Genomic DNA, 26,107 nt, shown 5'->3' on the forward strand with positions numbered 1-26,107 from the left:
CCGGCGTGGCTTACTCGCCAACCGGGCTGGTGGCTGAATCAGGCAGTGAGGTAGGCAGTATGGGTTCCAACCGGGAGGCGTTTGCGGCTCGACGTGAGGCGATGGGCTTTACTCAGGAGAGCTTCGGTGAGGCGGCAGGAGTGGAGTTCTCCACCGTTGGGCGGTGGGAACGGGGTGTAATGACGCCTCAGTCGTGGCGGCGTCCGCGAATCGCGAAAGCGCTGGCTGTCTCCCTTGACGAGTTGAACGCACTTCTTGGGCAAGTTCCAACTCGCGGTTCACAGGATCTTGTTGCAGCCGGTCGCAGGGCAGACGGACAGGGGCAAGTCCAACACTCCGCGCCAATGGCGAGTTCGCGTACCTCTGCGACCTCAGTCGCGTATGACCACGCTGGAAGCCTCGACATAAATTCGGCGCCCATAGAGTTCCTCAAGTCGCTCACCTTGACAGTGAAGCCGCCGCGGCGGATCGGATGGACCGAGGTCGAACAGGTCAAGTTAATGACCAGCAGCCTGGCCGCCAGCGAGAACCTCTATGGCGGGGGCATGGCCGGTGAAGCTGGGGTCGCTCATCTGCGATGGGCCGGCAACCTGTTGAGTGCACGAGCCAGCCGAGCCGTCGAAGCGGGCATACTCGAGGCTGTCGGGAACCTTGCGGGAGTGGTGGCATTCTCGGCTTTCGACGTCGGAGACCACGACGCAGCGGCTCGATGCTTTCGCTTTGGTCTATGGTGCGCCGAACAGGGCGGCTCGTGGGAATTACGTGCCGCGACTCTCGCCGACATGGCACGCCAAGCCATGTATCTCGACAACCTGGACGAAGCATTGTCCTTGATCGAGTTCGCTCACGTGCGAACTGATCGGTTGACCGCTACAGCACATGCCATGATCGGCGTAGTCCGGGCCCGGTTGTTGGCGATGCTGGGCCGCCACCTCGAAGCGCGAGCTGACGTGGACCGCGCGGACTCGTTCCTTGCGCAACGGCAGCCGGAGTCCGATCCGCCTTGGCTGGTCTACTACGACGAAGCCGAACACGCTGGCAGCACCGCGCGAGCACTTACCCCGCTCGCCATGGCAGAAGAGCAGCCGGGGGACGCCGCCGAACGACTTGCTTCTGCGATTCGACTGCACAGCGACGCCTATCCGCGCTCGCGAGCGTTCTCCAGGGCGCGCCTCGCTACCTTGCACATGGCTGTCGGAGACCCCCGCGAAGCCGTCCTCATCGGTCGACAAGCCTTCGACGACGCCACGATGTTGCATTCTCGCCGGATGGACGCGGAACTAGTCAAACTGGCCCGGGAATGCAAACGGCATCATGCGATACCCGACGTGGTCGACCTTTCAGAACTCATAGCATCCGGTTCTTCCGATGTCTGATGCGCCCAACCACCACCCTCTATCAACGCAAAACTCACGGACTATTCTGGAGGTGGCCGCTGAACGAGCAGGCGTGGCGACGGCCGGAGCAACTCTGATTCGTGACGGAACGAACGTGCTCTACCGGCTGGCTGGCGGTGTCGTCGCCCGGATCGGGCCGCCTGGCTCCCAGCTTGTCGCGGAACGTCAGATCCAAGCTTCGCACTGGCTTGCCGAAGCTGGCATTACCGTTGTCCGCACCGTCGACAACATCGAACAGCCCACTGCCGTTGGAGATCGACCTGTCACATGGTGGGTCGAACTACCAGAGCACCGCCACGCCACCCCAGCCGAGCTCGGCTCAACACTGAGGCAGCTCCACAACTTGGCCGTACCTCAGGAGCTGCCTCTTCCCACCGTGGATCCCCTCGACAGTCTAGGTGCCTCCATCGACGGTGGATTCGTTTTGCTGGAAGAAGATCGAGCGTGGCTTAAAGGCCTGGTCGAACAACTAAGCTTGGATTATCGGGAGCTGGCACCGAGCGTTCCTCCCGCGGTCATACACGGGGACGCCTGGCAGGGCAACGTCGTCGTCCCTATGGCAGGTGGGGACCCGGTGTTGCTGGATCTCGACCAACTAGGAGTCGGGCCTCGCGAATGGGACCTTGTCTCGCTGGCGGTCGACTACACGGACTTCGCGCGGATCACCGAGGCTGATTACCGCGCTTTCGTCGCTGCTTACGGTGGCTATGATATGACAGTCTGGCCAGGATATCGTACTCTTGCTACAATTAGAGAATTGCGCTGGACTGCTTTTGTTCTAGGGAAAGCTGGCGCGAGCTCAAAAGCTGCTAAGCAAGCGCGTTATCGAGTATCTTGTCTGATGGGTAAAATTGATCGCCCATGGACATGGTCGGCATTTTGAAAACGTTGTCGTAGTGTTTTGAATCCCCTTCGATTAAATGATCGGATACTTGGCATAAGCTAGGAACTGTTTGAGCGGTGGAACCGTGCATCCAGGACCCGTCTGACTTCGCCGCTGAGCATCGAGCCACGGCGGCGCTGCTCGAACAGGATGTGGAGCAATGCGCTCACTATGGCACGATGGCGGCCGAAGCCGCTGCGGTCGCCGACTCGAAGCGCTCGCATCACATCGTTCGCGACTTGCTCAGCCAGTTTGAAGGGTGCCGGCAGCTGCGGCCTGTGCGCGAGTTGACCGACACAGTGGCCCCGTTCCTACCAAGTGAGGCACCTTGAGGCATGAGCAGCCAAACCACTGCGGTGATCGCGCAGTCTTCGGGAATGACTTGCAGGACGAAGGCGACCCGGAGGTCGAGTTCAACCCCGGTATTGCGGGGCGTCTGCCTCGAAAGAATGTGGCCGCAGGCGTGCTCATCCGTGACGGTGCGGGACGTGTGCTCTTCATCTCGCCGACCTACAAGCCATTCCTCGACATTCCCGGAGGTCTGACCGAGGATGAGGAATCGCCGCGGGCCGCTTGCTATCGCGAGGTTCGTGAAGAACTCGGCATCGACCTGCAGATCGGTCGACTGCTGCTCATCGACTGGATGCCGACTCATGGAGTCTGGCGTGACAGCATCCAGCTCATCTTCGACGGTGGTGTCCTGAGCGATGAACAAATTTTGACGATTCGGCCAGCGGTCGACGAGGTTGGTCGATTTGAGTTCCTCCGCGCTGATGTCGCCAAGCAACGTCTTCGTCCGTCGATGGCTCGCCGAGTTGAAGTAGCGCATCGAGCGCTTCTGGACGGTTCAGTGCAATACGCTGAATTTGGTCGAACTGTGTAAGGCTTCGGGGCGCTCCGGTAAAAGTAGATTATCTTTGGTTGGGTTCCCTATTTCATCGTTGGAACGCCGCGTATCAGTATTTCCTGACGCTGACTCAAGTTGTCGAGGTTGGTCGTCGGGTCGCCCTCGACGACCAGGATGTCAGCGCTGTGGCCTGCTACGAGCTGGCCGACTCGGTGCAGGCCGAGGGCTTGCGCGCTGGTCGTAGTGGCCATTTCGATGACCTGGTCGGCTGTGTAGCCGACGTGAGTGTAGAGCTTGAGTGCCTCGGCGAAGTCGGTGAAGCCTGAGCGAGGTAAGCCTGCGTCGGTCCCGGGGATGAGGGGTATGCCAACTCGGGCCATCCATTGGAACCTGTTGACGACCATGTCGGCTCTTTCAGCTCCTAGCCGCGCCATGAAACCTTGCCAGTCGGGGGGCCATGCAACGCAGGCGTAGATGCCGCGCTCGGCCATCGTGCGTGCCACAGCGTCCTGGGTGTCGTAGCCGCCTCCGCCGTCCTGTAGCCACGTGCAGTGCTCGATCGTGGCGACGCCAGCGTTGACCGCTGTCTGGATCGCGTGAGTGCCGTGTGCGTGTGCGGCGACGGGGAGCCCGAGGCGGCTGGCTTGGTCGACGACGATTTGCAGGTCCTTCTTTGTGAACTGGGTTTGCCACATCGGCGGCGAGTTCGGGGTGATCTGCCCGCCGGAGGCCATGACTTTGATGACGTCGGCGCCCATGTCGGCGTTGTGCTGCACCCGTTGCCGCAGCTGTTGTTCGCCTTCGGCTTCGCCGCCGAGAAACCAGCAATGACCTCGTGGTGGTGTGATCGGCGGGCCGGCGGCAACGATTCGTGGGCCGATCTCTTCGCCTCGGTTCACTCTGTCGCGGAGGTGGATGGCCAGCCCGTCGCGGTCGCCGAGGTCCCGGACGGTGGTCACGCCGGAGTAGAGCAGTTGTCTTACCCGCTTGGCCATTCCGTCGAGTAAGGCAGCGTCGGGCGTCTCACGGACTGTGCTGACGAGGTCGGGGCCGCCGTCGAAGGCCAGGTGGACGTGACAATTGATCAATCCAGGCAGCACCGTGCAACCGGGATAGTCGAAGTGGACCGCGGTGGGCTGGGCCTGCTGCTCAACGGCGCGACGGGTGCCGACCGCCACGATGATGCCTGCCTCGACGAGAACGGCACCATCACTGATGTGTTCACCGCGAGGGCCACGAAGTACCTGGGACGCGGTGATCAGCATCTGCCGACCGTCACTGGCCTGTTCCATGGGGGTCACGGGGTGCGAGGCTTGAGCCGGAACACGGCGATGTTGCCGAGGTGCCGGTGGATCTCCTCGGGACTGGCGTCGCTCGGGAAGGGCCACATCGTCGAAGGCTTCCCGAGTTTCGCGAGGTAGGCATGGACGGCGCCGGCTGCAGCCTCGTCGTCGACGAGGTCGGCCTGGTGCCGTGGTTCGGGGTCGCCTTCGAGGTCACAGTGCTTGGCTGCGATGAGGTTCTGTACCCAGTCGCGCCCGCGGTCGGGCGCGCAGATGTAGCGTGTTCCGTCGAGTTGCACAACGGCTATGGGAACTGTTCGTGGGTGTCCACTTGAGCGGCCTGGAATGGTCAGTGCTCGCAGGACATAGGTCTTCTCCTCGTATGGTTTCGGTTCACCAGCGCGGATCTTGCTGAGTGCTGAAGAGTTGCGGTCGCGGATCTCGGTCTTCGGCGGGGTGGTCACGGACTACCTTTCTGGGCCAGGGCCTGTGAGAGGCGGACGAGCTGGTTCACATCGTCGTTTATGTTGGTGGTACTGGGTTCTGCGACAGTGAGGGCTGTCCTGGCCTGGGGCGCCGTTCCCGCCCGCTGTCGTTCGACCGCTCTTCGGATCGTGTCTGCTTGCTGCTCGGCAGGGCGCGCTGCGTCGTAGCCGAGGTCGACAAGGTGGGGGCTGATCTGGAGGAGACCGTCGCGAATCTCGATGACGCGTCGCCAATATTTGTGGCCGATGCGCCATGGGCTGATGCGGTCGAACAATCTGTGGGTGGGAGCGCGGTCGAGCTGGCCCTCGGGGAACGCTGTGTGGAGCGGTTCCCACAGTGGCCGTAGCTCGTGGTAGGTCCGCCGGTGTCGCAGCCAGACACGGAGGGCGGACAGTCGTGCGGCGAGCCCGACGTACAGCACGCCGGCTAAGAAGAGGAAGGTCCCGATGGGGACCAACCGGTTGGTGACGGCCATGAGGTCGCCGCCGTAGCCGGGATGACCGGTCCAGCGCACGATCGTGACAACGGTTCGTGCCGCTGTCGCCGTTGCGGCGAACCCGAGGCCTGCTGCGGCGATACGGAGGCCGAGTCGGGCGCGGTGCTGGGATTCGTTGGCGTAGCGCAGGGCCCAGCGGGCGGTTTGGATCGTGGCGTAGATCGTGTAGGCGCCGCCTATGAGATAGAAGGGGGCGACGCCGGGAGCGGACATCGTGTGGGGGAGCGAGCCACTGGTCGGGTAGGCCTTGTCTCGTAATTCCGGCGGCAGGACGAGAACTGCTGTGGTCATCGCGGCGCACACGACGCCGAGCACCGCGCCTTCGATCTGCGCGCGCCGCCGGGTTCCGCCTGCGGACAGCAGGAAGAACAGCATCAGCGCGTACCGCGAGATGTTCAGGGCGAGGTTCATGACGAGCTTGACGGTGCTGGAGGCCGGCAGTTCGCCGAAGAGCAAGCGCAAATAGACGATGCCGGTGGTGGACCCCAGCAGGTGGAAGGCGATACACGCGACCACAGCCCACAACGCCGGGTTGCGCGGCGACTTCGCCAGCCTGTAGAGGAACCAGGCCAGCACGAGGATCAGGAACTGGGTCAGGTTCATAGTAGATCGATCGGGTCACCCAGTGCCGTCTGTGCCCGGCGAGCACGAGGCGAATAGCCGGGAAGAGTGACCGATTGCGCTTTCGCCGTGGCCTCGAGCAGCACGGTGGCGAGAGTTTCGGCTTCCTCCTCGAACCTATTGTCGTAGGTAGTGCGCCCCAGCGCACCACGGATCATCTCGATGGGAATGTCGGGCATGAGCTCCCGCCACACCGAGTCGTCACCGGTATCTGTCGGATGACCCGCGAGAAGATGCCCGAGCTCGTGGGCGATGATGTGCTCGCGGTGTAACCACGTGGTACCGACTCTCTGCACCACGATGAAGTCCGCGGCGGCCGTGCTCAACCACAGCCCGAACGGACCGGGCACATCCATGGGCATCAACATCAACCGGATCGGCTTGCCGCGCATCCGACCGAGGCGATCGCACACCTCGGACATGGGCGTTGGCCCCTCGATCTTCGCTGCGGCCAGCTGCCTACGAAGATCTCGCCGCAAGCGCATCACCCGCCACTCGCGCCGGACAACTGAAGAAAGGTTCCTCACGACGGCCCTCCCAGTCCGTTGTTGATCACCCGATCGCATCGTCGCAGAAAGACCAGGTCACATCGGGGAAGCGACTTTGACGTCACCCGGACGTGTTACCCGGGTCGTCCTTTCGGCTGGTCTGGAACTCAATGAAGTCCAATACGCTCCGCAGCTGGTCGCCCGAGAGCTCGCTTGCGCGGAACGCGACTTCTTGTACGCCGTCGTGTGACAGTTTCTCCAGCAGCGCGTACTGGTTTTGCAGAGTGCGTGCTCGTGTGCCCTTCCCGAAGTACTCCAGCTCTACGCCGAAGTAGTCGGCGAGGGTCTGGGTGACCTCCAGGCTTGGTTCACTGGTGCCGTTGACCAGCCCGTACAAATGACTCTTGGAGATCCGCTTCTGATCGCGGTTGAGGTCCTTGTCCACGTCAGCGACGGTGTACGGTCTGCCGTCCGGGAGCTTCCTCAGGCCGATCAAGCGCCGCAGCAGCACGGCGAACGGCTCGCCATCAGCCTCATTCTCCGATGCGCTGTGCATGTCGTGGCCAGGTTCGGACACCGTGCACCCCTCCGCGCGGCCAGTCCGGAATATCGGATCTGATGCCGCCCTTGTCCGAAATGGTTGACTCGCGATCCACTCTTACGTACTCTCGACCTTGATCATTCCACTATATCGGAACGTGCTTGTGCGGGGAACACGCCTCGCGGGCACATCGTCCGAACGTATCAACGGCATCGTGGCAACACGGGCTGACTCCCGGGTCCCCGCCCAGTAATACGCGCCTTCCTCGCTCGATTGTGGGGGGCGGGCAGGCGGTGACGCGCGGGGAGGCGCCTTGAGGAATATCAACAGTTTTGCGGCGGCGGTTGAGAGATGGCGCCGCGAGCGGGGAGTGACGCTCGGCCAGCTGGCCGGTATGACGAGCTACAGCGCCAGCTACCTGTCGAAGATGCTCCACGGCTGGCGTCCGTTGCTGCCGGCGGCGGTGAGTGAGATCGACCGCGCCCTCAGCGCCGGGGGTGAGCTTGAGTGGTTGGCAAAGCAGCAGAGGGTCGGCGAAAACGCTCCGATTCGCCCCATGCAGTTGCCAGCCACGGTTCCAGGCTTCGTAGGGCGTGCTGAGCAGCTGCGGCGAATCGACGTGGCTGTCGGGAAGCGTGGTGAGGCCGTCCTGGTCGCGATCGAGGGCGAGTACTGGGTCGGCAAGACGGCCCTGGCAGTCCAGTGGGCCGCGAACGCAGTCCACGGCTATCCCGGAGGCTGCCTCTTCGCTGACCTGCGCGGGCTCGCTCCGGGGCGACCTCTCACATCGGAGTCGGCGTTGGACGGCTTTCTTCGCACTCTGGGCGCCGATGCTGCACAGCTGGAAGCGCCGTTGCCGGATAAAGCCGCGTACTATCGATCGCTGCTCTCACGGCGCCCGGCCATCGTGGTACTCGACAACATCGGCAGCTACGAGCAGGTCAAAGACCTTTTGCCCGGCGCAGGAAGCGTCGTTCTGACCACAAGCCGGGAACACCAAGACGCCTTGCTGATGAAGACCGGCGGATTTCGCCTCGTCGTGCCGCCGCTGAACAGACAAGAATCGCTGACCCTGCTCCGGAAACGAACCAGCGACGCCCGCGTGGACGCGGATCCTGGTTCCGCAGACCTGGTCGTCGAGACCTGCGGTGGCCTCCCGATGGCTATCTCCATCGCGGCGGAGCAACTCGCGCGGCGGCGCCCACCCACGCTGCAACGACTGGCCGCAGAACTCATCGACGAAAATCGCGTACTCGATGTCTTCACATCGTCGGACCGAGAAATCAACATCCACGGCACCATCGATCTCTCCTACCTCGCCCTGCCGCCCCGGTCCGCGCGACTGTTCAGACTCCTGGGTATCAGTCCAGTACGCGACATCGCTCCCGCCGGTATCGCAGCGCTCGCCGCGGTAGACGAAGACACGGCCAGTGACGCGCTCTCGGCGCTGCGGCGCGCCCATCTGATCGAGGAGACTCCGGCGGGTCGGATCAGGATGAGCCCGCTGACTAGGGCATATGCCTACCTGCACGGGCTCGTCGACGAACCACTGTCCGAAGTTGAACGCGCCCGTGACCGTGTCATCCGCTGGTACGCCAGCTCCGCGGCTGCGGCCAGTGCGGCGCTCATGCCAGGATGGCTCGGTCGGCAGGCGCCCTCGCGCGAGAACTTCGGTGTCCGGCCCGCTACCTTTACCGGCGACTATGACGCCGCGATGAGCTGGTGCGCGACGGAAGCCGCTACCGTGATCAACCTCGTCCGTTCTGCTCGAAGTGTCTCGGCGGGAGACGCGCTGTGGCAGCTCGCCGCTGCCTTCCTGCCTTACTTTCATCTATCGAAAGACTGGACCGCGTGGCTCACGCTTGCCACCGCCGGACTCGATGCCGCCCGCGCCGTGGAAAACCCCGCTGGGCTCGTACGCTGCCTGCAAAATCTCGGCTGGGCTCTGCATGAACTCGGTCGCGATCACGAAGCATTGGAACGCTTCGAGCAGGCCGCCCAAGCGCACTGCGACGACACAGACGACGGATGTCGCGCTTGGACGACCTTGGGCACCGCTTCAGCATTCGCGGCGCTCAATCGCCTGGAGGAGGCGCGGGACACGTTCGCCCGGGCGGAACAGCTATTCTTCTCGGCCGACTGCACTTTCGGAGCCGTCCTCGCCCTGAGTATGGCGGCCCCGGTTCATCAGCGACTGAGCGACACCACCAGAGCGGACATCAGCGCCGCGGCCGCACTTGCCCAGGCGCGCAAACTTGCCTCAAAGCCTCTGCTGGGATCTGTGCACCACCATCGCGGTCTCATGCTTCGCCAGCGGCATGCCCTCAGGCCCGCGCTGGCAGAATTTGACGCCGCCCTTGCCCTCCGGCGCACGGGTCGCGACTGTTGGGCTCAAGCGCAAACTCATGTTGCCCGCGCCGAAACATTTACCGAACTTGGAGAAATAGCTGCGGCTCGGGATGCCTACAGTCAAGCAGCGCACATCCTCGACGGCCTTCGCGACCCCCAGGGAACTGACGTCCGCGCCCGTATCGCCTTGCTGGCGCAGCAAAAAGCTCGTCCCTGAAGCGAGATTCGTGACAGTCGACACGAGCCCAGCCCAGCATTGACCTGGCTGGGCTCGTCTGTTTAACACCGCGCAATGCGCTCGGTTACCTGTCTTGCCCAGTCGTGCCGACGCACTTAATGAACATCATTTCGGTTATGACAAACAGAGGACAAGGTTGGCACAAAACGAGCACAACTTTGTGCTCGCCGGAAGGTTTCCAGTCGGCTCGCCGCAGTGGATAGTAGTTAGCAGAACCACTCGAACGTTCCTCTTGGATTACATTAAACCCTTTGGTTTCTCGGGAAGAGCTCGCCGTTCGAATAAGCATCGACTTTGAGGATTGAAGACATGACTGCTATTTTGCGAACTCGGGCAATTCGATATGGCCTTGCCGGAGCTTTGGCCGCGCTCGCCGTCGCAGGATCGGGCGCGACGGCAAACGCTGCCACTGCAAGAGAATCAGCCTCTCGTGGTCCTGTCGCCGTCAGCGAGGGATGCGGGTATCTCGGCTGGGGAAAGTACCGGCACTGCGATGGCGGTACGGGTTCCACCGTGATGCTGGACGTCGAGGATTTCTGGGGCGCTCTCTTCCGCTACTGCGTTGGTCCCGGGACGACCAACCTCCAACCGGTCATCAAATGGCGGGTGACCGGAGCCTGGTGGAACGGAGGCACCCGCTGCATCCCGGGTTATTACGGCCCGGCGTGAATCCAGACTCGTCAGAGCCGTCGTCGCCGACCCTGGACTTGCTGATCGGCGGCGATAGCTCTGACGCTCCGGGGAGCCGGCCCCCGGACGCGGCGTGGCGGGAGACCAGGCTCGCCGCCCAGCTTGGCCCGTCACGCCGCTCCAACTAACCGCTCAACCACGAGCACTTCCGTCGATTGGTCGGGGGACCGGCGGAAGTACCGCCGGGGTGGCGCCCCTCCCCTCAAGCGCCACCCCGGCAACCCCACTGCAAACACACCAACCGATACACCTCACCCGCCACGAGGGTCATCAGGAAGGAGGGAGAACGATGGCACACCAGACACCCACGCAGCGACCGGACCTGGCGAGGGGCGTTCTATCCGCCTGCCAGCGCCATGACCAGCGCGCCCGTCAGGAGACACGGCCCGAACGGCACCACTGTGGCGCCGTCGTCATCACGGCGTCGGACGCCGGGCGCAGCGACCATGACCAACGCGAGCAGCGATGCCGTCAGCAGCGCTCCGACGACCTGGGCCCAGCCGATCCAACCGGTCACCAGACCGACAACCGCGGCGGCGCTGACGTCGCCGGCACCGACACCCCCGCCGGTGGCCACGGCGAGGATCAGGAACAGTCCACCCGCCGCGACGAGTGCGGCAAGTGCTCGACCACCCGGGGCTGGGTCGTGACGGACCAAGCACAGCACCGCGAACCCCAGCATGGCACCGGCAAGCTGCGGCCACATCAATGCTCTGGGCAGCCGGTGTTCGCACCAGTCGATTACCGCCAAGGGGACCGCCAGCACAGCCACGAACCCGTAGACGGCAAGTTCGCCGCGCGCTCCCACACGCCAGCCCAGCAACCCCAGAGCGGCGGCCGTGAGCACCGAGCCGAGCCACCACGTCCCGGCCAGTGGCCGCTCATGTCGCAGAAACCGGCGCGTGAGCCCGCTCGCCGCCGCACCGAGCACCAGGCCGACGGCAGCGCTACCGCTCCACCACCAGCTGCTCGCCGTCAGCTGCACGACTCCTCCGGACCTTGCGTGATCATCCTGTACGCCATCCTGCCCGCCAGGACTCCAGCTCGACCCGCTCTCAAACCAATGGGTGAACTTTGCACGAGGGCAGCCGTCCGGAGCGTCAGCACCGCGAAAGTCGTTCTTGCGTCGACCTCCACGCCGGTGAGCGTCACGGTGTGGCTCGCCCACGCTGACCTGCGATCGTCGATGAACTGGGGGACCGTAATGACGTACCACCACCGCACCGTCCTCGCCCTGACCGCCCTCGTCACCGCGACCGGACTCGGCTTGAGCATGAGCGCCTGCAGCTCGGACAACAGTGCGACCCCGACTTCCGCGGCGCCGGCGCCGCCACCTGTCCCCAGTGCCACGGCCACCTCCCCCGCCGACATCGCTAAGCAGAAGGCCATCGCTGCATACCTAGGCATGTGGAAGGACGTCGCCGCCGTGGCGACCACGTCCGATTGGCAGTCACCCCGCCTGGCCGACCACGCCACCGGCGACGCGCTGTCGGTGCTCTCGCGCCAGATGTACGCCGATCACTACAACGGCCTGATCACCAAGGGAAAGCCGGTCAACCTCCCCGTCGTTCAGTCCGTCGAACCCCAGGACACGCCGAAAACCGTCATGATCCGCGACTGCTCGGACGCCAGTAACTGGTTGAAGTACCGCGCGGACAACGGCCAGCCCGCCGATAACGAGCCCGGCGGCAAACACCTGATCAACGCCGAGGTGAAGCTGGCCGTCGACGGTTCCTGGCGGGTGACCCGGTTCGCTGTGGAAGGGACCGGAACATGCTGACAGCCAGACGACTGGGCACCCTGGCCATCCTGACCTCCGCTGCGACTTTCGCGAGCGTCGCGCCCGCCCTGGCAGGCGACTGGTATGGCGAGGTCGACTGCGGCCGAAGCTCGTACGCCGGATGCGAGCTCGGCGCGGGACAACGTGGTCGCAGCGCGCCCGCTCCGAATCCGGCACCGCGACCCGGCGGGCCGAAATCACAAGGCGGTGAACCGGGCACTCCAGCCCATCCACCTGGCGACCGGATCGTGGGTGGTGAGGACAACAAAGCCGATTGCTCGTACGTGCGCAGTAACTACCAGCCACCGGCAAACGGTGTGCAGACGATCCGCTTCCACCGACACCGCTGGGGCTCTGGTGAGGTGCAGTTCGTGTCGCTGGCCCGTCCGCGGCCCCAAGATGTGGTGCCGGTGCAGGGGCCAGGTCCAGCCGGCGCCTGGTACGTCTATCAGTGTTCCGGCCAGGGGCAGCGGGACGCGCTCTACCGGGCGCCGGTGTGGATTCCCGATGGTCAGGCACCAGGTGCAGCGCCGCTGCCCTCGCCAGAAGAGTTAGCTGAGCAGGCGCGGTCGCAGCTGCGGTTGCCGAGTCCGGTGATCGCGTCGAGCCCGGCCGGAACCCAGCTGGTGCAGCTGCCGACGTGGCTGTGGCTGGACCGGGCGATGTGGCGGCCGCAGTCGGCGACGGCCTCGGTGCCCGGGGTGTCGGTCACCGCGACCGCGACCCCGACCTCGGTGTCCTGGGCCATGGGCGACAGCAACACCGTGTCCTGCGCTGGGCCGGGCACACCGTTCCCCGCCCACGGGGATCCGCGGGCGGCGTCCCCCGATTGCGGCCACACCTACCAGCGTTCGTCGGCCGGTGCGCCGGGCGAACGGTTTCCGGCCACGGCGACCGTGTCGTGGCGAATCACGTGGTCGGGTGCCGGGGCGTCGGGCACGTTCCCGGACATGACCACAAGCGCAGCGGCGTCCTTCCGGGTCGCCGAAGCCCAAGCCTTGGGCACGGGATAACCCGGACGACGTTCCCAACTGAATCAAAAGTTTTCTCTTTCCTTTTCCTGACCGTGTATTCGCGGCGGCATTTGCTGGCCGGGTGAATACGTGGTGCGGGCGAGCTATGCCTGGAGGGGTTTCTCGTGACCAGTACTGACAGTCCCGCGCGCGGCGACAGCGCGACCGGCGAAGCACGGCCGGTGCCGTGGCTGAATTCCTCGGGCTCGCCGTCAAGGGTGGCTGCGCGAGGGAGCCGGCGGCGCCGGTTGCCGCATCTGGTGGCCGGAGCGTTGCTGGTGGTGCTGTGCGTCGGTGGCGCGGTGTGGTGGACAACCAGCACCCAGGACCGGGTTCCGGTGCTGGCGCTGGCGCTGGCGAAGCCGGTCCAACTCGGGCATGTGCTGACGCCCGCGGACCTGCGCAGCATCGACGTGTACGCCGCGCCAGGCGTGGCCCTGATTCCGGCGGATCGGGTAGCGAGCGTGCTGGGTCGGCCGATGGCGACCAGCCTCGGCGCGGGAGCGCTGCTGACGCCGGACGCGGTGGGCACTGCCGCGATTCCGGCGGCGGGCCGGGCGGTGGTCGGGGTCGTCGTAAAGCCGGGGCAGGCCCCGCCCGAGCTGGCCGCCGGAGCGCCGGTGACCGTCGTCGTCACCGCTGCCACAGCGGCAGGCGCCGCGGCCACCGGACAAGTGCCGGGGACGTCCTGGCGCGCCACGGTCGTCGGGGTCGGCCCTGCGGGCACTGATCAGTCCACCGTGGTGTCGCTGGATCTCGACACTGTGGGGGCGTCGCAGCTGGCACAGGTTCCCGCCGGGCAGCTGACGCTGGTGATGCAGGCGGCGGGCGGTGAGCGGTGATGCTGATCGCCTTGTGTTCGGTGAAAGGCTCGCCGGGCGTGACGACCCTGGCCGTCGCGCTGGCCATGACCTGGCCGCATGCCAAGAGCATGCGCTGTCTGGTCGCCGAGGTCGACCCGTCCGGAGGTGACCTGGCGATGCGATTTGGCCTGCCGGGCTCCCCAGGGTTGGTGAGCCTCGCCGCTGCGGCACGCCGCACCCGTGATCCCGCGGTGGTGTGGGACCACACCCAGCCCCTGCCCGGCGGCGCCCGCGCACTGGTGGCCCCGCCGGGTGGCACGCACGCACGTGCCGCCCTGTCGACCCTGGCCACGGCCGCGGACGGGCCGCTGCTGCCCGTCGTGGCCCGCGACACGGGTGTGGTGGTGCTCGCCGATTGCGGGCGGGTGGATCCCGGATCACCGGCCGAGACGATCGCGCGCTGCGCCGATGCTCTGGTGCTGGTGACGGGTACTCAGGGCGACGACCTCGCCCACACCGCGGCGCGGCTGGGGGAACTGGCGCGCTGGACGCCACGTCCCGGCTTGCTGCTAACCGGTGATGGCTATCCGACCGTGGATGTCGAACGTGAGCTGGGGATACCCGCGATCGGGCGTCTCCCGCACGACCCGTTCGCTGCCGCCACCCTGACCGGGTACCGGCAGCCACTGGCCCGCCGCCGCGGCACCAACGGTGGCCTTGCCCGCCACGCCGCCGCTCTCGCCCTCACCCTGGCCGAACCCTTCAGTCCCATGGCTCCGCCTCCGGCGCCTTTACCGGCCGGGGTGCCGGGTGTACCTGCCCAGCAGGTGCGCCGACCCGGTGGCGTGCTCATCACCCCGCCCGGCCTCGGGCCACAACCTGCGTCCGCGCCGCCGCCGCAAGTGAGGGATCCGCGACACAACGGCCATCAGCCCAGCCCTGCAGGGAAGGAGCCCCGCGCATGACTCAGACAGACCACCCCACCATGCCCGCCGCCGCGACCGGCCCGAGGGATGCCGAGCAGCGGTTACGCGACCGGCTCCGGCAGACGCTGACCACGGACCTACCCGGCCGGGTCGAGACCGCGTCCCGGACGAGCGGCGCGGCGCTGAGCGTGGCGGCGCTGAGCGTGGCGCAGCGTCGCGAGATCGGCCGTGAGGTCCTCGACATCGCGGTCGCCGCGCACAGCGAGGCCGAGCTTCTCGCCGGACGTGCCCTCGTGGACTCCGTAGCCGAGCAGCGAGTCGTCGACCAGGTTCTGGATGAGGTGTTCGGCTTGGGCGGGCTGCAGCCGCTGCTGGCCGATCGCTCGGTGGAGACGATCGCGGTCAACCGCTACGACCGGGTGTTCGTGCAGTACAACGACGGCCGCCGTGCCCAGGCCGCGCCGGTGGCGGCGTCGGACGCGGAACTCACCGACCTGATCCGCACCCTCGCCGCGCGGGCGTCGTCGGAGGAGCGCAGGTTCGATCGCGGCAGTCCGGCGCTGAACCTCCAGCTGCCCGGCGGCGAGCGGCTCTTCGCGGTCCTCGGTTTGACGGCGGGCGGGGTGACGGCGTGCACGATCCGCCGGCACGGCTACCTCACCGCCACCCTCCCGCAGCTACGTCGCCGCGGCACTCTCGACGTCGGGCTGGAGCGGTTCCTGCGGGCGCTGGTGCGGGCACGTAAGAACGTGCTCGTGACCGGCGGCACCGGCGCCGGGAAGACCACGCTTCTGCGGGGCCTGGCTGCGGAGATGGACCCACTGGAGCGGATCGTCACGGTCGAGGACGCCTTCGAACTCGGCCTCGACCGAGATCCCGAGCTACACGCCGATGTCACCGCCCTGCAGGCCCGCGAACCCAACGTCGAGGGCGAGGGCGCCATCGACCAGGCGGAGCTGGTCCGCTGGGGCCTGCGCATGTCCCCGGACCGGGTCATCGTCGGGGAGATCCGCGGTGCCGAGGTCATTCCGATGTGCAACGCGATGTCACAGGGCAACGACGGCTCCATGGCCACCCTCCACGCGTCCAGTTCAAAGATCGCGTTCACCCGCCTCGCCTCCTACGCCGCCCAAGGACCGGAGCGGCTCCCGTTGGAGGCCACCGCGCTGCTCGTCGCGAGCGCGGTGCATTTCGTTGTCCACCTCGACCGCGCCACCGACCGGACGACACGGGTGATCGCCTCGATCCGCGAGGTGATCGACGCCGAAGACGGGGCGGTGATCTCCAACGAGGTCTACCGCCGCGGCCCGGACCGCCGCGCCGTCCCGGTGGCCGGCGCCCTGCGCGCCGACACCCTCGACGACCTCACCGCCGCCGGATTCGACCCCGACCTGCTGGCCCGTCCGGAGGGGTGGTGGACGCCATGACCATCGACACCACCACCATGCTCGCCTCCGCGCTCGGGCTGGGGGCCGCCGTCGGTGTACTGCTGATCGTGGCCGCCTGGCGCCGGCCCGCAGCGGTGCCGCCACCCCCGCGCCGTCACACGCTGCTGCGCGCCGCACGCGACCAGGCCGGAGACCGGCGGGTGCTGCTGCGCCTGGCCGTGGCGGTCGGCGTGGGCGCACTGACCGGCGCCGCGACCGGCTGGGTGGTCGGCGCGGTGCTGGCCGCCGCTGGAGCGTGGTTCCTGCCCCGTCTGGTCGGTCCGGACCGCGCCCACGCCCGCCGGGTCGCGCGGATCGAGGCGATCGCGTCCTGGACTGAGATGCTGCGGGACATCCTGTCCGCCGCAGCGGGGCTCGAGCAAGCCATCCTCGCCACCGCCCCGCTCGCGCCCGCGGCCATCCGCGGCGAGGTCACCACCCTCACCGCGAGGCTGGAAAGCGGGCAGCGCCTGGCGCCCGCCTTACGGAAGCTGGCACGAGAGCTGGACGACCCGACCGCAGACCTCGTCCTCGCCGCCCTCGTCCTCGCCGCCGAGCACCAAGCCCGCCAGCTCGGCGACCTGCTCGGCTCCCTGGCCACCACCGCCCGCGAACAAGCCGCGATGCGCATGCGCGTGGAGACCGGCCGCGCCCGGACCCGGACCTCCGTGCGGGTCATCGTCGCCACCACCCTCGCCTTCGCCGCCGGGGTCGTGCTGTTCAACCGCGCCTACCTCGACGTCTACAACACCGCCACCGGCCAAATCGTCCTGCTGCTCATCGGGGGTCTGTTCGCAGCCGGGTTCGCGTGGCTCGCCCGGATCGCGACCGGCGGACGGCAACCACGGGTGCTCGTCCTGGACAGCCCAGCGGCTGTCGGCGCGCGAGACGGCGGAGGTGGGCCCTCATGATCCCGGCACTCGCGTTCGGCGCCGGTGCTGGCACAGGGCTCTGGCTGCTCCTGGCCTGGGCCGTGCCGCCTCGCCCTGCGCTGAGCGACCAGCTCGCCAAGGTCAGTGCCAGGCGGCTGGCTACGCCGATCGTCCTCACCGGCGAGGCCGCGTGGGTGCGCGCCTGGGGCCGCGTTTTCGTGCCCGTCCTGCGGATGCTCGGGCTGCCCGGTACGAAGATCGAGGCCGATTTGCGGGTCGCCGGCCGAGGCGTCGACACCCACCTGGCGTCGAAAGCCGTGCTCGCCGTGGCCGGGCTCTTGGCGCCGTGGCCGCTGCAGGCGCTGCTGGTTCTCGGCGGGCTGTCGCTGGGGGGCGAGGTGCCGTTGCTGGCCGGGCTCGGGCTCGCCGCGCTCGGTTTCCTGGCTCCGGACCTCGAGGTCCGCGCCAAAGCCACTCGGTCGCGGCGAGAGTTCTGCGACGCTCTCTCGGCCTTCCTCGATCTCGTCTGGATCACGCTCGCCGGAGGAGCTGGGGTCGAGGCCGCTCTCGGTGACGCCGCGGCCGTCGGGACAGGTCCGGCGTTCGACAAGATCCGCCGCGCGCTGCACGCCGCCCAGCTGACCCGCACCACCCCCTGGGCCACGCTGCACCGGCTCGGCGAGGAACTCGACATCACCGAACTCGCCGAACTCGCCGCGTCGATCTCTCTGGCCGGGAGCGAAGGTGCTCGCGTCCGCGCGTCTCTGGCGGCGAAGGCCCAAGCGCTGCGGACCCACCAGGTCACCGACGCTGAAACCGACGCCCAGGCTGCAACCGAGCACATGGCACTCCCGGTGACGTTGCTGTTCCTCGGATTCTTGGGATTCATCGCCTATCCCGCTGTCATTCAGGTCCTCAACGGGCTTTAGCCCGCGTGGAGTCGCAGCGAGAAGCCTTGCACGGAAATGAAAGAAGGAGCCATGACGCAATACGTCCGTACGATATGGACAGTGGTGTCGGCGAGGATCGCCGTGCTGCGAGCGGAACCTGAGCGTGGTGAGATCACGACCACTGTCATCGTCACCGCGCTGATGGCCATCGCCGCGATCGCGATCATCGCCATCATCGTCGCGAAACTGACCGAGAAGGCCAATTCGATCAACCTCGGGATCGGCTGACCATGCCGGCCCGACACGCCTTACCTCCTCGCGGTCGGCTGGCTCGCCGTGTCCGGCACGCGCTTTCCGGGGACCGGGGCGAGGTCACCGTCGAACTGGTCATCGCGACGCCGCTGCTGTTGCTGGCTTTGCTGGCGATCATCCAGTTCGCCGTGTGGTCTCACGCGACCCACGTCGCCCAGGCCGCCGCGTCCCAGGCCCTGGCCGCGGCACGGACCCAGGACGGCACCGCCGGTGCCGGCCATGCCGCGGGTCAGCGGCTGCTCGACGACCTCGCCGCTGGCCCGCTGCGCGAATCGCGGCTCGCCGTGGTCCGTGACGCGACCTCGGTGTCGGTGAGTATCCGTGGCGAGGCCGTCGCGGTCCTGCCAGGTGTGCACCTGCACGTGCACGCCGAAACGGTCGGCGAGGTCGAACGCTTCGTGCCCGATACGGACACAACACCCTGACTTTTCCTTATCCAGAGCCGAGTTTGGTGTAGACCGACAGGAGTTCCCGATGGGCAACCTCAGCCGTTCAGGCATGGTGTCGCCGGTGCTCGACGGCGTGTTCCCAGATGGGCAGGACACCGTGCTGCTCCATCCCGCCGTCACCGCACGCCACTGGCGCCGTCGGCAGATCCTCGCCGCGGTGCGACCGGACACCGTCCTGAAAGGACTGTCCAGCGCGATCGCCGTGGGATTCGCCCTAGTAGTGGGGAAAGGATTCTCCGGGAAGTTCATCGTCGCCGCCGTGGTCCTGATCGTCGTGCTGGCCGGCTGGCGTGCCGTGTGCGCGGCCCGCGAGTACCAGGGGCCGCACGATGACACTCCCCGGACCCGGTTACGTCACGGCGAGGGTTGGCGCAGCAGGGATTTCACCGACCTCGGGCCCGATACCGCGAGGCTGGTGCGGGATCTGCTGGCTGGCGTCGACGAGCTGCACCGCACATCGGCCCGAGCTTGGATCGACCCCGCAGTGCCGGGTGAGGCGCACCGGGTGGTGTGGGAGGCCTTGTGCTGTCTCGATCGCAGCCGTGACGTGCGCGTCCTCGCCGAGGAACTCGCCAGCGATCCCGACGTCGGCGAGGACCTGGTGGCCGCGGCACGCGAGGCGGTCTCGGCGATCGACCACGGCTTGGACGAGGTTGGCCGTCATCTGCACGGCTGCCTGCTGCTCACCCGGGCGTGGGAAGCGAAACTGCGGCACACCGACCTGACGCACCGCACCGGCCATGTTCTGGCCACACTGCCCGGCCACGACCACCTTCGCCGACTGACCCATGCCGCCGAAGTGTTGCCGCAGAACGTGTTCGCTCACGTCACCGCGGCCCGCGACCTCACCCAAGCTGGGGAGTTCCCCTGGGAACGACCAGCCACGGAATGGCCTCGGCTCAGGCTGGTCCCACCTCACCGTCCGACGACCACACCGCTCGGCGCCGGCGGCCAGGCAGGGGAGCGGCAGTCGTGACGCCGCGAGGTAGCCGGCAGTCGGGAGGGGTGCGGGCATGGTGGCGGGCCGAGCGCGGCTCGGTGACCGCTGAGACCGTGCTGGTGACGCCGGTGCTGGTCATGCTTCTGGTGTTGCTGGCCGTGGTGGTGCACCGTGGTGTCGATGCGCGGCTGCGGCTCGACGACGCCGCTCATCAGGCCGCTCGCGCCGCCACCTTGCACCGCACCACACCCGCTGCCTCCACTGCCGCTCGCGACACGGCCGGCGCCGCGCTGGCCCAGGCGGGTGTGGTGTGCCGCGAGGTGACCACCACGCTGTCGGGAACCCTGGCTCCCGCCGGGGCGGTGACCGTGCACGTCAGGTGTTCCGTCGACTTTGGACAAGCCGCGCTGCTCGGCGTCCCCGGCGGGAAAACCCTGGAATCGTCCGCCAGCGAAGTCGTCGACACCCACCGGTCCCAGGCCCGTCCGGGCGGTGCCTGATGACGTCGTCAGCGCCCGAGTGCGAGCCCGGGCACCCAGGCACGGAGCTGAGCGCCGGTCAGCGTCCGGTGCTCGAGCAACGCTTCGGCGATACGGCCGATGTCATTCCAGTGCCGGTCGACGATGTCCTGCGCGAACTCCGCCCACAGATCTGGCTGGCGGTCGGAGACCCCGTAGGCCTGGCGGGCTTCGGAGATCAGGGCGAGATCATCGTGCCCGCCGAGGAGGTAGGCGCCGAGACGGACGTCCTCCGCGGTCACACCGTCGTGACGCCGTTCGGCTGCGCTGGTCGCCTCAAGGACGTAGCGAGCCTGGGCGAGCGGTCCGGCGTGGGCTACGACCGCCTGCGCTCCCAGGTCGACACGGCGGGGCCGGACCGCGGTGAAGCCCACGCGCCCGGCGCCTCGGGGCCGCAGGGTCACGTAGCGCAGCGAGCGGCCCTGCAGCAGGTAGACGACCGCGTGCCCGGCCTCGTGCCAAGCGGTCACGCGATCCTCGTCCATATCAGGCGATTCCGTCCCGGGTGCGGTCACGCCGCTCATTCTGCTTACCCCTCTGCCTCGCCGCGCACCCGACCGTCCGGCACGCCCGCACACCTGCGGTGGTGGCGGGCGCAGGAAGGCCGGGTGACCGCGTTCGTGCTCGCGCTCCTGCTCGGGCTGCTCGCCCTGACCGGGCTGTGCCTGGACGGCGGCCTCGCCCTGGCGAGCAAGGTCCGCGCCGGCGGGCAGGCCGAGTCCGCCGCCCGCGCCGGCGCCCAGGCGCTCGACCTCGCCGCATATCGCGCCAACGGCGCTGTTCGCATCGATCCGGCGCGGGCACGTGACCTCGCGCAGCGATATCTGGCCAGCGTCGGCGCTACCGGCACCGTCGCGGTCGCCGGGGACACGGTGACCGTCGAGGTCACTTCCGTCTACCGGACCCAGCTGCTGTCGCTGGCCGGGATCGACGCCATCCACACCCACGGGCGAGGCGCAGCACATCCGCAGCGCGGGGTCACCGGCATCGAGCCCTGACCCCGGACGCACACAGTGGAGGGAGAACACAGGCATGGTCAACACCGACGAGGAGATCACCCGCCGTCTCGAGGAACGAGACTCGGCGCGTCGCGCGCGTCGTGCCCAGACGGCCAGCACGGTGGGCGAGCTGGCCCGCCGGCACACCGAACTGGCAGAGCAGCTCGCCGACCTCGAGCGCGAGCTCGGCGAGGTCCTCACCGCCGCCGGCGACGTCATCGACGTGTCCGAACTAGCCGACGTCACCGACGTCCCCGTTGCCGACCTCACCCGCTGGCGCGACCAGGTAGCCAAGCCCGCCCGCGGCGGCAAACGCAAACGCCCTGGCACCGCGAAGAACAACGGCACCCCCGGCAAGGACACCCCGGCAGCCACCGCACCGCCCGCCGCGCCGACCCCGGCCGCACCGGAGTCCGCCGGCAACGGGGGAGTAGCGGTCGGCGCGGCGAGCAGCTGATGATCGGCCGCGCACCAGCCGCGCGCGCCGCGCGGCTGCTGGGCCGGGCGGCGCGCGGGTCGATCGCCGCCGTCTTACTGGTCGCGCTGGTGGCGGGCCTGCCATGGGCGCTGGTCAAGGGCGTGGGCTGGCCGTTGCCGGATCACCTGCCGAGCCTGGACGAGATCGGCACGGCGCTGATGACGCGGATGTCGCCACGGTTCCTGCTCGACACGCTCGCCTGCCTGGCCTGGCTGCTGTGGCTGGCGTTCGTCCTCGACCTCGCCGCGTGCGCGGCCTACGTCGCCCGCGGCGGCCGACTGCCGGACCTGAAACGACAGACAGGCCCGGTGCGGCGCGTCGCGGCCGTGCTCGTCGGAGCCCTGCTCGTGGCCCTGCTGGGCCGTACCGCCACCGCCGCGCCCCTCCCCACCGGCCACAGTCCGGTGGCCGTCACCGCTCCCGTTTCCGCGACACCGGTCGCCCATGAACAGACCCGGTTTCCGGCGGAGCCCGGGACCGAGCGGGTCCGGCCACCGGAGAACGGGGTGCACGACTCGCTGTGGAGGATCGCGCAACGCTGCCTGGGCGAGGGTGATCGCTGGCCGGAAATCTGGGCCCTCAACCACGGCAGCGCCCAGCCCGGCGGACGGGTACTGACCAACCCGAACCTGATTCACCCCGGCGACACCCTCCACCTCCCCACCACCGGTCCGCCTACGCCGCCTCTCCCGGAATCGACGCCCGCCCCCTCGGTACCCGCGCCCGAATCAGCACCACCGGCACCGGCCACGACCACGCCACCGTCCTCGGAGACTGCTCCGGCCGCGGCGGATCAACCTGCTGGGGGTGCGGCGACATGGGGGAGCGGTGAGGTGTTCGTCAGCCTGGGCCTGGCCGCGACGGTCAGCGCCCTGCTCGTGTTGGCGCGACGGCGACGCCACGCCCGGTACCGGCCGGGCAGCGGCTGGCGCGACGACGAGCTGCCCGTCGCTCCGGTCGTGTACCAGCTGCGGCTGGCTCATCTGCGCGCCCAGCACCACGACGAAGACCTCGAACTGAACGCCGAGACCGACATCGCGGCCGGCGACCCGGCACCGCGCTCGAACACAGCACCGGAAGGAACGGACAACGAGGGGCCGCTGACGGTGCTCATACCTCGTGTCCGCCGCGTGATCGGTGCCGCCGCACCCATCGGCAGCGTCGCCGGACCGGCGACGCTGCCGTCCGTGGTCGACATCGCTCTCGACACCACACGCCCTGACACCGACGGTGAGGCCTCCACAGCAGACGAGGGGACCCAGATCGCCCTCGACCTGGCCCGTGTCCACGGGCTGGGCCTGGTCGGGCCAGGCGGCTACGCCGCGGCCCGTGCCCTGCTGCTCACCCTCCTGGCCGACGCGTCCGAGAGCGCACCCATGCTCATGGTCTACGTGCCCAGTGCCGACGTGGCCCGCCTGCTCGGTGTTCCGGGAGTGACCGCCGACCTGCCGGAGTCGATCACCGTGGTGGCTGACCTGGACACCGCACTGGCTGCCCTCGCCGCCCCGGCGCCGCCGCGGCCCGCCGTCCTGATCGCATCCCCGCCCGGTGACCCTGGCCAGGAAGCGCGGCTGCAGCACCTGCTGGACAACCACGGCCAGCATGGGCTCACCGCGTTGGTGCTGGGCCAGTGGCTCGCCGGGGTGACCGCCTACGTCACCGGCGGCGGGATCATCTCGGCCACCGATCCCGGTCTCGGCGAACCCCTGCGCGGAAACCGTGCTTTCACTCTGCCCGAGACCGCGACCCGCGACCTCCTGGTCTTCCTTCGCGGCGCCGCACACCACGACAGCGTCGTCAGCGGCACCGCCGATGTTCACCCGCCCCGCGACGCCCCCAAGCCCTGGCACGCAGTGACACCACCGGACACGACGTCCCCAGCCCCGCCGCGGAATGCCGGCGACGACCCGCGACGACTGGAGATCACCGCGGGGCCAGCCGCGCCGGAACCGTCCCCGGCCAGCGAACCCGCCGAGGAGCCACGCCCACATGTGGCAAGCATGGATCCGGGATCACCCGCGCCGCTGGTGCTGACGGTGTTCGGCGCACCGGCCCTGCACTGGCGACCCGGCCCCGGCCAAGCCGAGGCTGAGCCGCGCGAGCTGAGCAACCGCCCGCTCGAACTGCTGGTCTTCCTCGCGGTGCATCCCGGCGGGGTATCGCGGGACGCGATCGTCGACGCCCTCTGGCCGAACGAACCGCCCCGCAACCCTGCCAGCGTGCTCCGCACGATCCTGTCCCGCATCCGCCGCGCTCTCGATAGCGCGACCAGCGGCACCGTCGGCGAACTGGTACTGGCCGAGCACGGCCAGTACCGGCTCGACCCGGCCGTGGTGGAGGTGGACTACTGGTCCTTCGCCGACGTGGTGACCCGCCGCCGTGCCGCCGGCACGGCCGAGCGGCGAGCTGACGCCTACGAGGCGATCGTCGCGCACTACGGAGGTGTCCTGGCCGACGGGATGGACTCCGACTGGCTCATCGCCGCCCGGGAAGTGACGAGGCGCGACGCGCTCGACGCCGTGGCCGCGCTCGCTCGCGCCCGAGTCGAGGCCGACCCCGACTACACCCTGGATCTGCTGGAAACCGCGCGGGCGTTCGATCCGCACAACGAACTGCTTTACCGCGACATCATGCGGCTGCAGCACACCCTCGGCCGGCACGACGCCATCTCCCGCACCCTGGACCTCCTGCGAACCCGCCTCGCCGAAATCGACACCACGCCCACCGCGGACACCGTCGACCTCGCCCAGCGGTTACGTGCCCGCGAGCGCGGAATACCGGTCGAGGACTGCTCCCGAACCACGGCGCCATGAATGACACACCGCCGCCGACTCTCGAACACACCTCGCCGAAGCAGGAAGCGAGGTGCGGTTACCGGGCGGTAGAGGTATTCGTGCGGAATAGCGAAATACCTCGATTTCCCGCCGATATTCAGCCCGCGCCGATGCTAGCGTCGACTGTGGCAGCACAACCGTCGAGGCTGAAGAAAAAGAACTTCGTGGGCGCACAATCGAATTCCCCGGCAGCTCTGACACCCGCTCTCGCCGAGTGTTATCAGCGACTCTCGCGCGCCACAAAAACGCTCCTATCTCACCGGGGCGACCCGCCTGCCCTGCCCGCGGATACCGCCATGAATGCTAGGCCTGAGCCGTCGGCGCGATCACTCAGTGCCGCCCCCGCCGTCTCCGGTGATGCGGAGCGTGACTGCCACCCGTGGGGCCACCGCCCCGGCCAATCAGCCTCGTTCTCCGGCATCCGCCTAAGGTGGATCCCCCCATGTCGGCCGTTCTCGCAGGTCACACCCCCTGATGGGGGATCCACCGGTATCCCAGACTCGCTTGACACCAAGCAGGTGAACACATCAGGCCCGGCGCCGATGTCACGCGACTCCGTCAACGTTTCACCAGCGCTCACCCTCGCACCTCACTCACTCTTCCCCTTTCTTCCCTTCTCTTTCTATTTAATGAAAAAGGCTACATCTATCCGCGGTTTCACCTGTCGCCGGCTGCCCCCTTCCTGGTCGACCCGCAACCGCCTGACCTGCACAAACATTTCCGTGAAATCGCGGCCATTCATGCGAAAAGATAGGCGAAATTCCCTGAAATTAATCCCGGAAAACTATTGCGCGGGCGCCCGTGGTCGAGTTACGTTTGTTGTGTCACCGGGAAAACCGGAAAGCGCGACAAAATCACCGCCCGGGCGCGAATTATCCCCCGGAAAGCGAAAAACCAGCAAACACGCGATTGGGGATTGCCATGTGCTACGCCGACACCACCGACAACCCGGACAGCACCACCACCGCGCATTGCTATTGCGGTTGGTCCGACACCTACCCCGACCACGACACCGCCGACGCCGCCGCCGCCGAAACGCATAGCCGGGACGCCGAAGCGGCGGAAGCCGAATTCGCCGCCGCCCACTGATCACCCACCGCGAAACCGTCACACCGACACCGAAAGGGACAACGCCGTGAACGACAACACCGACGACGCGCCGGAACGTGTGGTGTACGTGGTCGACCCGACCATGAGCCGCGACGTGCAACCCGAACTGGTGACCCGCACCGACATCGACAACGAATGCACCGTCACGGGTGTGGTGATCGACCCCGCCGACCGTCAACAACTGTTGTACGGCACCGTAACCGGACCCGACGGGCGTTTCATCGGTAGCTTCTTTCCCGCCGACATCGTGCGGCAATCGGAATGGCGGGTGGTGACCGCCGACGGCGCGGAATACCGCGCCCCCAGCGAAGGCCACGCCGTGGTCGCGCTTACCACCACGTTGCGCCGCGCATAACACCCGCACCCCCGCCCCGGTCCCCGCCCGCAATTCATGACGGTCAAACCCATTGCCGTGAAGGGAAACCAGCACGATGACCA

Annotated in this window: 28 protein-coding genes; 21 read left to right on the forward strand and 7 right to left on the reverse strand. The window is 67.6% G+C overall.

Annotated features, from left to right (window positions below; translation table 11 throughout):
- The first annotated feature begins 101 nt into the window (after window positions 1-101).
- From NQK81_RS27645 to NQK81_RS27655, 3 genes are all read left to right on the forward strand, one after another.
- Window positions 102-1,376 carry a helix-turn-helix domain-containing protein gene (locus NQK81_RS27645; protein ID WP_503827236.1) on the forward strand — a complete coding sequence of 425 codons (1,275 nt, stop codon included), beginning with the start codon at window positions 102-104 and terminating at the stop codon, window positions 1,374-1,376.
- Window positions 1,377-1,428: 52 nt separating this feature from the next.
- Window positions 1,429-2,280, forward strand: a complete 852-nt coding sequence (locus tag NQK81_RS27650; protein WP_257483816.1) for a phosphotransferase enzyme family protein — start codon at window positions 1,429-1,431, stop codon at window positions 2,278-2,280.
- 490 nt (window positions 2,281-2,770) lie between these two features.
- Complete coding sequence (locus NQK81_RS27655; RefSeq protein WP_257489865.1) at window positions 2,771-3,163, forward strand: NUDIX domain-containing protein; 393 nt, start codon at window positions 2,771-2,773, stop codon at window positions 3,161-3,163.
- Window positions 3,164-3,210: 47 nt separating this feature from the next.
- Here the strand turns inward: NQK81_RS27655 and NQK81_RS27660 are convergent, their stop codons facing one another.
- From NQK81_RS27660 to NQK81_RS27680, 5 genes are all read right to left on the reverse strand, one after another.
- Window positions 3,211-4,392, reverse strand: a complete 1,182-nt coding sequence (locus NQK81_RS27660) for an amidohydrolase family protein (RefSeq protein ID WP_257483817.1) — start codon at window positions 4,390-4,392, stop codon at window positions 3,211-3,213.
- 32 nt (window positions 4,393-4,424) lie between these two features.
- Window positions 4,425-4,874, reverse strand: a complete 450-nt coding sequence (locus tag NQK81_RS27665) for a nitroreductase family deazaflavin-dependent oxidoreductase (RefSeq protein WP_257483818.1) — start codon at window positions 4,872-4,874, stop codon at window positions 4,425-4,427.
- Window positions 4,871-5,995: an MAB_1171c family putative transporter gene (locus NQK81_RS27670; RefSeq protein WP_257483819.1), complete on the reverse strand. Its 1,125-nt coding sequence runs from the start codon at window positions 5,993-5,995 to the stop codon at window positions 4,871-4,873. Before NQK81_RS27670 ends, NQK81_RS27665 begins: the two co-directional genes overlap by 4 nt.
- The gene (locus NQK81_RS27675; RefSeq protein ID WP_257483820.1) at window positions 5,992-6,405 is read right to left on the reverse strand and encodes a hypothetical protein; all 414 of its coding nucleotides are present in this window, start codon (window positions 6,403-6,405) and stop codon (window positions 5,992-5,994) included. The genes NQK81_RS27670 and NQK81_RS27675 overlap by 4 nt, the downstream gene beginning before the upstream one ends.
- Before the next feature lie 217 nt (window positions 6,406-6,622).
- Complete coding sequence (locus NQK81_RS27680) at window positions 6,623-7,078, reverse strand: helix-turn-helix domain-containing protein (protein WP_257483821.1); 456 nt, start codon at window positions 7,076-7,078, stop codon at window positions 6,623-6,625.
- 277 nt (window positions 7,079-7,355) lie between these two features.
- Here NQK81_RS27680 and NQK81_RS27685 point away from each other — a divergent pair, with 277 nt between their 5' ends.
- Together NQK81_RS27685 and NQK81_RS27690 are read left to right on the forward strand one after the other, a co-directional pair.
- Entirely contained in the window at window positions 7,356-9,608 is a 2,253-nt protein-coding gene (locus NQK81_RS27685) for an XRE family transcriptional regulator (protein WP_257483822.1), read from the forward strand.
- A gap of 330 nt (window positions 9,609-9,938) precedes the next feature.
- Window positions 9,939-10,298: a DUF6355 family natural product biosynthesis protein gene (locus tag NQK81_RS27690; RefSeq protein WP_257483823.1), complete on the forward strand. Its 360-nt coding sequence runs from the start codon at window positions 9,939-9,941 to the stop codon at window positions 10,296-10,298.
- Between the two features lie 358 nt (window positions 10,299-10,656).
- On the opposite strand, the gene NQK81_RS27695 is transcribed toward NQK81_RS27690, so the two are convergent.
- The gene (locus tag NQK81_RS27695; protein WP_257483824.1) at window positions 10,657-11,304 is read right to left on the reverse strand and encodes a prepilin peptidase; all 648 of its coding nucleotides are present in this window, start codon (window positions 11,302-11,304) and stop codon (window positions 10,657-10,659) included.
- Between the two features lie 219 nt (window positions 11,305-11,523).
- Here NQK81_RS27695 and NQK81_RS27700 point away from each other — a divergent pair, with 219 nt between their 5' ends.
- The 11 genes from NQK81_RS27700 to NQK81_RS27750 all read left to right on the forward strand — a co-directional run bounded on the left by NQK81_RS27700 (window position 11,524) and on the right by NQK81_RS27750 (window position 20,231).
- Window positions 11,524-12,099 carry a hypothetical protein gene (locus NQK81_RS27700; protein ID WP_257483825.1) on the forward strand — a complete coding sequence of 192 codons (576 nt, stop codon included), beginning with the start codon at window positions 11,524-11,526 and terminating at the stop codon, window positions 12,097-12,099.
- Entirely contained in the window at window positions 12,093-13,112 is a 1,020-nt protein-coding gene (locus NQK81_RS27705) for a hypothetical protein (RefSeq protein ID WP_257483826.1), read from the forward strand. Before NQK81_RS27700 ends, NQK81_RS27705 begins: the two co-directional genes overlap by 7 nt.
- Before the next feature lie 125 nt (window positions 13,113-13,237).
- Complete coding sequence (locus NQK81_RS27710; protein WP_257483827.1) at window positions 13,238-13,954, forward strand: SAF domain-containing protein; 717 nt, start codon at window positions 13,238-13,240, stop codon at window positions 13,952-13,954.
- Window positions 13,954-14,880, forward strand: coding sequence for a CpaE/TadZ family protein (locus NQK81_RS27715; protein ID WP_257483828.1), 927 nt, complete (start codon window positions 13,954-13,956; stop codon window positions 14,878-14,880). Before NQK81_RS27710 ends, NQK81_RS27715 begins: the two co-directional genes overlap by 1 nt.
- Window positions 14,877-16,268 (forward strand): TadA family conjugal transfer-associated ATPase, encoded by a 1,392-nt coding sequence (locus NQK81_RS27720; RefSeq protein WP_257483829.1) that lies wholly within the window; start codon window positions 14,877-14,879, stop codon window positions 16,266-16,268. The genes NQK81_RS27715 and NQK81_RS27720 overlap by 4 nt, the downstream gene beginning before the upstream one ends.
- Window positions 16,265-17,179, forward strand: coding sequence for a type II secretion system F family protein (locus NQK81_RS27725; RefSeq protein WP_257483830.1), 915 nt, complete (start codon window positions 16,265-16,267; stop codon window positions 17,177-17,179). The genes NQK81_RS27720 and NQK81_RS27725 overlap by 4 nt, the downstream gene beginning before the upstream one ends.
- Window positions 17,176-18,069 (forward strand): type II secretion system F family protein, encoded by an 894-nt coding sequence (locus NQK81_RS27730; RefSeq protein ID WP_257483831.1) that lies wholly within the window; start codon window positions 17,176-17,178, stop codon window positions 18,067-18,069. Before NQK81_RS27725 ends, NQK81_RS27730 begins: the two co-directional genes overlap by 4 nt.
- Window positions 18,070-18,120: 51 nt before the next feature.
- Complete coding sequence (locus NQK81_RS27735; protein WP_257483832.1) at window positions 18,121-18,318, forward strand: hypothetical protein; 198 nt, start codon at window positions 18,121-18,123, stop codon at window positions 18,316-18,318.
- A 2-nt stretch (window positions 18,319-18,320) separates the two neighbouring features.
- Entirely contained in the window at window positions 18,321-18,767 is a 447-nt protein-coding gene (locus NQK81_RS27740) for a TadE/TadG family type IV pilus assembly protein (protein WP_257483833.1), read from the forward strand.
- Window positions 18,768-18,816: 49 nt separating this feature from the next.
- On the forward strand, window positions 18,817-19,767 hold the full coding sequence (locus NQK81_RS27745; RefSeq protein ID WP_257483834.1) for a hypothetical protein: 951 nt from the start codon (window positions 18,817-18,819) through the stop codon (window positions 19,765-19,767).
- A 62-nt stretch (window positions 19,768-19,829) separates the two neighbouring features.
- Window positions 19,830-20,231 carry a TadE/TadG family type IV pilus assembly protein gene (locus tag NQK81_RS27750; RefSeq protein ID WP_306855995.1) on the forward strand — a complete coding sequence of 134 codons (402 nt, stop codon included), beginning with the start codon at window positions 19,830-19,832 and terminating at the stop codon, window positions 20,229-20,231.
- 8 nt (window positions 20,232-20,239) lie between these two features.
- Here NQK81_RS27750 and NQK81_RS27755 read toward each other — a convergent pair whose 3' ends face one another.
- On the reverse strand, window positions 20,240-20,764 hold the full coding sequence (locus NQK81_RS27755; RefSeq protein WP_257483836.1) for a M50 family metallopeptidase: 525 nt from the start codon (window positions 20,762-20,764) through the stop codon (window positions 20,240-20,242).
- 93 nt (window positions 20,765-20,857) lie between these two features.
- On the opposite strand from NQK81_RS27755, the gene NQK81_RS27760 reads away from it, so the two are divergent.
- The 5 genes from NQK81_RS27760 to NQK81_RS27780 all read left to right on the forward strand — a co-directional run bounded on the left by NQK81_RS27760 (window position 20,858) and on the right by NQK81_RS27780 (window position 26,024).
- Window positions 20,858-21,247, forward strand: a complete 390-nt coding sequence (locus NQK81_RS27760) for a hypothetical protein (RefSeq protein WP_257483837.1) — start codon at window positions 20,858-20,860, stop codon at window positions 21,245-21,247.
- Between the two features lie 34 nt (window positions 21,248-21,281).
- Window positions 21,282-21,704: a hypothetical protein gene (locus tag NQK81_RS27765; RefSeq protein WP_257483838.1), complete on the forward strand. Its 423-nt coding sequence runs from the start codon at window positions 21,282-21,284 to the stop codon at window positions 21,702-21,704.
- Window positions 21,704-24,538, forward strand: coding sequence for an AfsR/SARP family transcriptional regulator (locus tag NQK81_RS27770; RefSeq protein ID WP_257483839.1), 2,835 nt, complete (start codon window positions 21,704-21,706; stop codon window positions 24,536-24,538). Before NQK81_RS27765 ends, NQK81_RS27770 begins: the two co-directional genes overlap by 1 nt.
- 942 nt (window positions 24,539-25,480) lie before the next feature.
- Window positions 25,481-25,648 carry a hypothetical protein gene (locus tag NQK81_RS27775; RefSeq protein WP_257483840.1) on the forward strand — a complete coding sequence of 56 codons (168 nt, stop codon included), beginning with the start codon at window positions 25,481-25,483 and terminating at the stop codon, window positions 25,646-25,648.
- A gap of 46 nt (window positions 25,649-25,694) precedes the next feature.
- On the forward strand, window positions 25,695-26,024 hold the full coding sequence (locus NQK81_RS27780; RefSeq protein ID WP_257483841.1) for a hypothetical protein: 330 nt from the start codon (window positions 25,695-25,697) through the stop codon (window positions 26,022-26,024).
- The last annotated feature ends 83 nt before the right edge of the window (window positions 26,025-26,107 follow it).

This window comes from Amycolatopsis roodepoortensis, from assembly GCF_024628825.1.
Taxonomy (GTDB): Bacteria; Actinomycetota; Actinomycetes; order Mycobacteriales; family Pseudonocardiaceae; genus Amycolatopsis; species Amycolatopsis roodepoortensis.